We start from the raw sequence: 6558 nt of genomic DNA on the forward strand, positions 1-6558 counted from the left end.
CATATGGTATTGTTTCTAAAACCACGATTAGCCCCGGAAATTAATCGTGTTTAAGATAAACAATGAATGCAGTTACGATAAATAACAAGTAGGAGGGAATCACATATGCGTACGACTTTCATGGCAAAAGCTAGCGAAGTTGAGCGTAAATGGTATCTAGTAGATGCTGAAGGTAAAACTTTAGGACGTCTAGCAACTGAAGTTGCATCCATTTTGCGCGGAAAAAACAAACCAACTTTTACACCAAACGTTGACACTGGTGATCACGTAATTATTATCAACGCAGAAAAAGTACATTTAACAGGAAACAAATTGAACGGTAAAATTTATTATCGTCACAGCATGTATCCAGGTGGATTAAAACAAAGAACGGCTCTAGAAATGCGTACTAACTATCCAGTACAAATGATCGAAAGAGCTGTAAGAGGCATGCTTCCAAAGAATAGCTTAGGTAGCCAAATGATTAAAAAGTTAAAAGTGTATGCTGGTACTGAGCATAAACACGAAGCACAAAAACCTGAAGTTTACGAACTTCGCGGATAATAGAATTAAAGGAGGGCTTATTTTGGCACAGGTACAATATTATGGTACTGGACGTCGTAAGAGTTCAGTTGCACGCGTACGCTTAGTTCCTGGTGAAGGACGCGTTATCATCAACGGTCGTGAATTTGAAAATTACATTCCATTTGCTGCACTACGTGAAGTTGTAAAACAACCTCTAGTTGTGACAGAAACTCTTGGCAACTATGATGTTCTTGTAAACGTAAACGGCGGCGGATACACTGGTCAAGCTGGTGCAATTCGTCACGGTATTTCAAGAGCATTATTAAAAGCAGATCCAGAATACCGTTTATCTCTAAAACGTGCTGGATTGTTAACTCGTGACGCACGTATGAAAGAACGTAAGAAATACGGTCTTAAAGGCGCTCGTCGCGCACCTCAATTCTCAAAACGTTAATATTGTTTTATACCCTTTCTTTCGAGAAAGGGTATTTTTATTGGGAAAATTCATCTGTATACCGCTCTCATTTCAAAATTTCTTCGTTATGTTTCATCAATGTTAGTTCCTGTCTTATCTACTCCTATGAAAGTGATTTACCATCTACCACAGATTAAATATTCTATTGGAATATTTTGATTCGAATGTTCTATACAAACTCGCCAAGAATATGGAATAGGGAGGTGGATACGTGACAGTTATTACTACCTTTAACAAACGTCAAAATGAAAAACAGCTTACGTTTGAGAGAAGATTACTTCGAGATCTCTCCCTTTCAATTATTCGAAAACGAGTACGGATCTCTTTTTTTCCACATATACCGCGCTATCATGCGTTTGAAGAGTATTGTATGGAGGTAGCGATTGAAGCATATTTACTGGGAGGAAGATACAGTAAATTTGGATATAAGGGTGAATCCTTACTAGATGTAAAGCTACGCTCTGCATATGATGAACAGTGTTTAGCGGATTCGCTATTTGATTTTCTTATGATTGTTCCGAATGAAATTTCGGAGCAGGAAGCTTTATATGATCTGTGCCAAGCGTATATTTCGTCTTGGTGGAAGGAAGGGTTTGACAAAGGAGAACGAAGATATAAACTTCGGTTATCATAACTACTCATAATCCTGCACCTTGTCCCATATAAGTAAGTATAGGACGTGCAGGAGGGAAAAGTATGAGAAAAATTAGAATCATGTCCCTGATTATTGCAAGTATTTTCTTTATTTTTCTCTTACGGCAAGAATTTCAAATTACAAAGTCATGGAAGTCATGGAACTTGCCGTTAACGGGGAAAATCATTGTATTGGATGCGGGACATGGAGGACCTGATGGCGGGGCAGTTGGAGGAAATGAAATCATTGAGAAAAACATAACATTAGAAATTACAAAAAAAGTACAAGACTATTTACAGGAGCAAGGCGCACTTGTTATTTTAACGAGAGATGAAGACGAAGATTTAGCGAATGAGGATACGAAAGGGTATAGTAAACGCAAGACTGAGGATTTACAAAAGCGAGTCAAGCTAATAAATCAGTCTGGAACCGATTTGTTTGTAAGTATCCATTTAAATGCTATCCCGGTTAGTAATTCCTCCGGGGCGCAAACATTCTACACGCGTTCATTAGTTGAAAATGAACGGGTAGCTAAATTTATACAGGCAGAATTGCGAACAAGTTTGGAGAATACAACGCGTAGTGCAAAAACAATTAGTAACATTTATTTGCTTAAGTATGCAAAGGCACCGGGTGCATTGGTAGAGGCTGGCTTTTTATCTAATGTGAATGAACGTTACTTGTTGAATTCTGAGAAATACCAGCAAAAGGTGGCGGCTGCCATTTATCGCGGAATTCTTCGGTATTTCACTGAAAAAGGAAACCCTCCTGAGTAAACACGTGGGAGGGTTTTCGATGGTCAGTGACTAGAATAATTGGTATACTGAAAATGAAAACGCAATATCGTACTCGTGGAGAGACCGATACGTTAAATACTGAATAGGTGGTGGAATCACGCATGATAACGAAGGAACAAGTAGAACAAGTACTAGAAAAAGTGGTTGATCCGTTTTTACATAAAACGTTAAAGGATACGAATGCGATCCGAGAAATAAGCGTGAAGCCAGAAAAAGCACATGTTAGTGTTAAGGTTGCGATTGCCAAAACGGGAACTGCAGAACAGATGCAATTACAGGCAGAAATCGTGAATTTGGTAAAGGAATTAGGGGTAGAAACAGTGGGGCTTCGTTTTACGGAGTTTACTGAAGAAGAATTACAAGCTTTCGGTACAGCACAACAGCAAGAACCGAGTACTTTATTAGCTAAAGATACGAAAACAAAGTTTTTGGCAATTGCAAGTGGAAAAGGCGGCGTAGGGAAATCTACCGTTTCTGTGAATCTTGCTATTGCTTTGGCGCGCCTTGGGAAAAAGGTCGGTATTATTGATGCTGATATTTATGGCTTCAGTGTTCCAGATATGATGGGAATTACAAATCGACCAGTCGTTCGAGGGGAACGAATTATCCCAGTGGATCGATTAGGTGTTAAGGTCATTTCAATGGGATTCTTCGTGGAAGATAATGCTCCTGTTATTTGGCGTGGACCGATGCTTGGGAAAATGCTAAATCACTTCTTTACAGAGGTTGAATGGGGAGATCTTGATTATCTTGTTCTAGATTTACCACCAGGAACAGGAGATGTAGCATTAGACATTCATTCTATGCTACCGGTTTGTAACGAAATTATCATCACAACTCCTCATCCAACAGCAGCCTTTGTTGCAGCACGTGCAGGTGCAATGGCACTTCGTACAGAGCATAAAATTATCGGTGTGGTTGAAAACATGTCATATTTTGAAAGTAAGTTAACGGGAGAGAAAGAATACGTGTTTGGTAAAGGCGGCGGACAAAAATTAGCCGAAGATTTACAAACGAAGCTACTCGGCCAAATTCCGTTAGAACAACCAGACTGGGATAAGGAAGACTTTGCACCGTCTGTTTATGATGAAAAACATAAGATTGGACAAATATATAATCAAATTGCAAGCAATGTTATTGAAGCAACATCTGTTCCAAGTAAATAATCTCATCTGAGGAGAGGACACTGAAAAAGTCATGCAGTGTCCTCCTTGCATGGATACAAATGCTTTGATGACCAGCAAAGAAAAAAAGGTATCCTTCTCTTATTAAGAGAAGGATACCTTTTTTAGCAGTCTTTCCTAGAGTAAGTTTGATTTGAACATTATTGTCCGCTTTTACTTTGAGTAGAGCCACCAGAAGAACTGCCAGAACTAGAGCCTTTCTGCATTGCCTTTGTCAGAATGTCGATCATTTTTGTTTGGAAGAGTGGACTATCAGATGCTTCGGTGATGACTTGTTGAACGTACTTACGATAGTCTGTGCTTTTCATTACGTTAAGCATAATTTTCTCTACTTCAGGATTTTTCATAATATCCGTGATACCTGCTTGATAATCTGGATCCTTTAGCAATGTTTTCATGAGATTGGTTTGTTCTTTTTCCATACTTTTTGCAAAGGATGTTGCAAACTGCGGGTCACTAAACATCTTCTGCCAAAACTGCTGTCCTTTATCGGATAATATTTCATCCTCAATCGCTTTTTTTACGACTGCTTCGTCTAATACAAGGGCATTTTTGACCTTATCATCTGCCAATGCAGATTGTATTGCCTTCTTTCCATCGTCTGTTTTTAAAATGTCTACAATCATTTTTTTCGTCTGATCATAGCCTTGATCTGCTTTAGCGGGCTGTTGCTGTGCACATGCAGCTAGAAGGATAAGAGCAGCAGATAATATTAGTAACGGAATCCGTTTCATATGCCGGAGCCCCTTTCGCGTCGTTTTCTTTTTTAATATAAATAATTAGCGTAAAATTATGCATAAACATGTCTAGCTTTTTGTAAAATAGGTTGTTACAATTTTAATACCAGAAATCATTTGTATAATTATGGTGGAGGTGGACTTATTGACCAGTAAGACATGGATTCGCTTTTTCTTTTCAACGTTATTGCTTGGAGGAGTAAGTACAATCATAATAGGGCTTTGCTTGCGATGGAATACGTACGAAATTATTTTTTTGAATTTTCAAATAAAGGAATTTGTTATTGTTTCTCTTTGGCTTCTAGGTGTTGGTTTTATTTTTAGTGTTGTGAGTCAAATGGGTTTTTTTGCGTATTTAACATTACACCGTTTTGGTTTACATATGTTTCGTTCCATTTGGTTATGGAACGGCTTTCAAGTGGTAGTAATAGTGTTTGTTCTTTGCGACTTTGTATACTTGCGATCCCTCGTCTTATTAAATAATAGCGCAGCCTTTCTTTCGAATGTTTTCCTTGCGCTTTTTCTACTAGTCAGTGCTTTAGTAATTGCGATTGTTAAAAGTAAAGAAACAAATAGGCAAGCTTTCATTCCTGCTCTATTTTTTATGATTGTAGCTACTATTGTCGAATGGGTACCTGCGCTTCGTGTAAATGATCGTGATTGGATGTATATGATGCTTGTGCCGTTATTAGTATGCAATGCGTATCAATTGCTTATGTTGCACCGAATTATACAGAAAGAAAAGGTAATGTATAAGGGATAGTCTCCTTGTACATTACCTTTTTTGCTTTAATGATGAAATAGCTATTCGATGTTCTGGGTTTTTGCTTTTGTATTTGCGATTAACTCAGATATAGATACATTTGAATATCCATCTGCTTGCAGCTTTTGTAGCAAAATAGGAAGTGCTGTATTGGTTTGGAGGACAGAATCTGATGCATGTAGCAAAATAATATCCCCAGGATGCAAGTTTTTCGTTACTTTTGCAACAATGGCGTCAACGCCTTCGTTTCTCCAATCATCTGAATTGTTGCTCCAATGGATGATTGTATCTCCTTGTTCATGTGCTATTTGGAGAGTAGTTTTATTGAAATTACCACCTGGCGGACGAAGTAAATGAATTTGTTTCACTCCTAGCTTCGTAAATACATCGTGTGCCTTTGCTAGATCCTGTCTAATAGAGGTAGGCTCCATTGTTGTGTAGTCCTTAAAGTTGTAGCCCATACTTCCAATTTCATGTCCATCCTTCATAATTCGTTCTACAATATCAGGATGACGTTCGGCCCAAGAGGCAGATAAGAAAAAGGTCGCACTTTTCACATTTTGCTGCTTTAATGTGTCTAAAATAGGAATTGCTTTTTCATCCCCCCAACTAATGTCAAATGTTAGAGCAACTTGTTTTTTGCTAGTATCCCCTTTATAAATGGCCTTTGGTCCGGTTGCAGTAGAAAAAACACTTTGCTGAGAATATGTTTGAAGAAAAACGATCCATGCAGTAAATAGGGAAAGCACAATAATTAGCATTATTTGTTTTAGTTTTCCTTTGCTTGTTACAAAGAAGAAAAACATTGGTCATCCTCTCCCTTGTCCATTCTATTTCATTTACATATATGCGATTGGTGTAAGGAACATGACGAAAGAATGTAGCTAGCGTTCTAACAGATTGGAAAAATGGATTTTTTGTAGGAAATATTCCGTGGAAGGATAAAAAAGTAAATTTAGGAAATAATTATCCTAATAATTCGGGTAAAGAGGTGTTGGTGTGCTAGCGTTTATCGTAAATGAAAAAGAATTGAGAGAATTAGAATATATGTTAAAAAGAGAAATGGATGAGATGTTGTTTGATTTTGAAGACGAGCGTATTGATTATATTGTAAAACGAGCAATGGAAGAACGTTATATGATTGTCTTTCAATTGTTTATGCGAATTACATCTCCGGAAGAATGTATGCGGTATACGAGAAAACGAATACACTAATTTTAAAATTAGTGTTGACTATACATATAATAATGTGTTAAATTATTAACCGTCGCTGATATGAAAGCGATGCGAAAATGATAAAACAAAAAATGATTGACATCATTTTTTAAAAGTGTTATATTGTTTGAGTCGCTGCTAAGCGATAATGAGTTCTTTGAAAACTAAACAAAACATGAAACGTCAGTTTTATTTTTTAAAGCTTAGACAAACTTTAACTTTTATGGAGAGTTTGATCCTGGCTCAGGA

The 6558-nt window shown here is 37.4% G+C and carries 9 protein-coding genes; 7 read left to right on the top strand and 2 right to left on the bottom strand.

The window, feature by feature from the left end; translation table 11 throughout:
* Positions 1–105 precede the first annotated feature (105 nt).
* From rplM to ACAN53_RS17415, 5 genes are all read left to right on the top strand, one after another.
* A complete protein-coding gene (rplM, locus tag ACAN53_RS17395) occupies positions 106–543 on the top strand; it encodes a 50S ribosomal protein L13 (RefSeq protein ID WP_379971419.1) in 438 nt (145 codons plus the stop codon).
* Between the two features lie 22 nt (positions 544–565).
* Entirely contained in the window at positions 566–958 is a 393-nt protein-coding gene (gene rpsI / locus ACAN53_RS17400) for a 30S ribosomal protein S9 (protein ID WP_379971420.1), read from the top strand.
* Between the two features lie 232 nt (positions 959–1190).
* Positions 1191–1613: a DUF2521 family protein gene (locus ACAN53_RS17405; RefSeq protein ID WP_379971421.1), complete on the top strand. Its 423-nt coding sequence runs from the start codon at positions 1191–1193 to the stop codon at positions 1611–1613.
* A gap of 62 nt (positions 1614–1675) precedes the next feature.
* Positions 1676–2389, top strand: coding sequence for an N-acetylmuramoyl-L-alanine amidase CwlD (cwlD, locus tag ACAN53_RS17410; RefSeq protein WP_379971422.1), 714 nt, complete (start codon positions 1676–1678; stop codon positions 2387–2389).
* A 122-nt stretch (positions 2390–2511) separates the two neighbouring features.
* Positions 2512–3576 (top strand): Mrp/NBP35 family ATP-binding protein, encoded by a 1065-nt coding sequence (locus tag ACAN53_RS17415; RefSeq protein ID WP_379971423.1) that lies wholly within the window; start codon positions 2512–2514, stop codon positions 3574–3576.
* Positions 3577–3734: 158 nt separating this feature from the next.
* On the opposite strand, the gene gerD is transcribed toward ACAN53_RS17415, so the two are convergent.
* Positions 3735–4328 (bottom strand): spore germination lipoprotein GerD, encoded by a 594-nt coding sequence (gerD, locus tag ACAN53_RS17420; RefSeq protein ID WP_379971424.1) that lies wholly within the window; start codon positions 4326–4328, stop codon positions 3735–3737.
* A 148-nt stretch (positions 4329–4476) separates the two neighbouring features.
* Here gerD and ACAN53_RS17425 point away from each other — a divergent pair, with 148 nt between their 5' ends.
* Positions 4477–5094, top strand: coding sequence for a KinB-signaling pathway activation protein (locus tag ACAN53_RS17425; protein WP_379971425.1), 618 nt, complete (start codon positions 4477–4479; stop codon positions 5092–5094).
* 41 nt (positions 5095–5135) lie between these two features.
* Here the strand turns inward: ACAN53_RS17425 and pdaB are convergent, their stop codons facing one another.
* Entirely contained in the window at positions 5136–5900 is a 765-nt protein-coding gene (gene pdaB, locus ACAN53_RS17430) for a polysaccharide deacetylase family sporulation protein PdaB (protein WP_379971426.1), read from the bottom strand.
* 193 nt (positions 5901–6093) lie between these two features.
* Between pdaB and ACAN53_RS17435 the strand changes: the two genes are divergently transcribed.
* A complete protein-coding gene (locus ACAN53_RS17435) occupies positions 6094–6309 on the top strand; it encodes a hypothetical protein (protein ID WP_379971427.1) in 216 nt (71 codons plus the stop codon).
* Positions 6310–6558: the final 249 nt, after the last annotated feature.

The sequence above is a fragment of the Ectobacillus soli genome, assembly GCF_042610425.1.
GTDB lineage: Bacteria > Bacillota > Bacilli > Bacillales > Bacillaceae_G > Ectobacillus.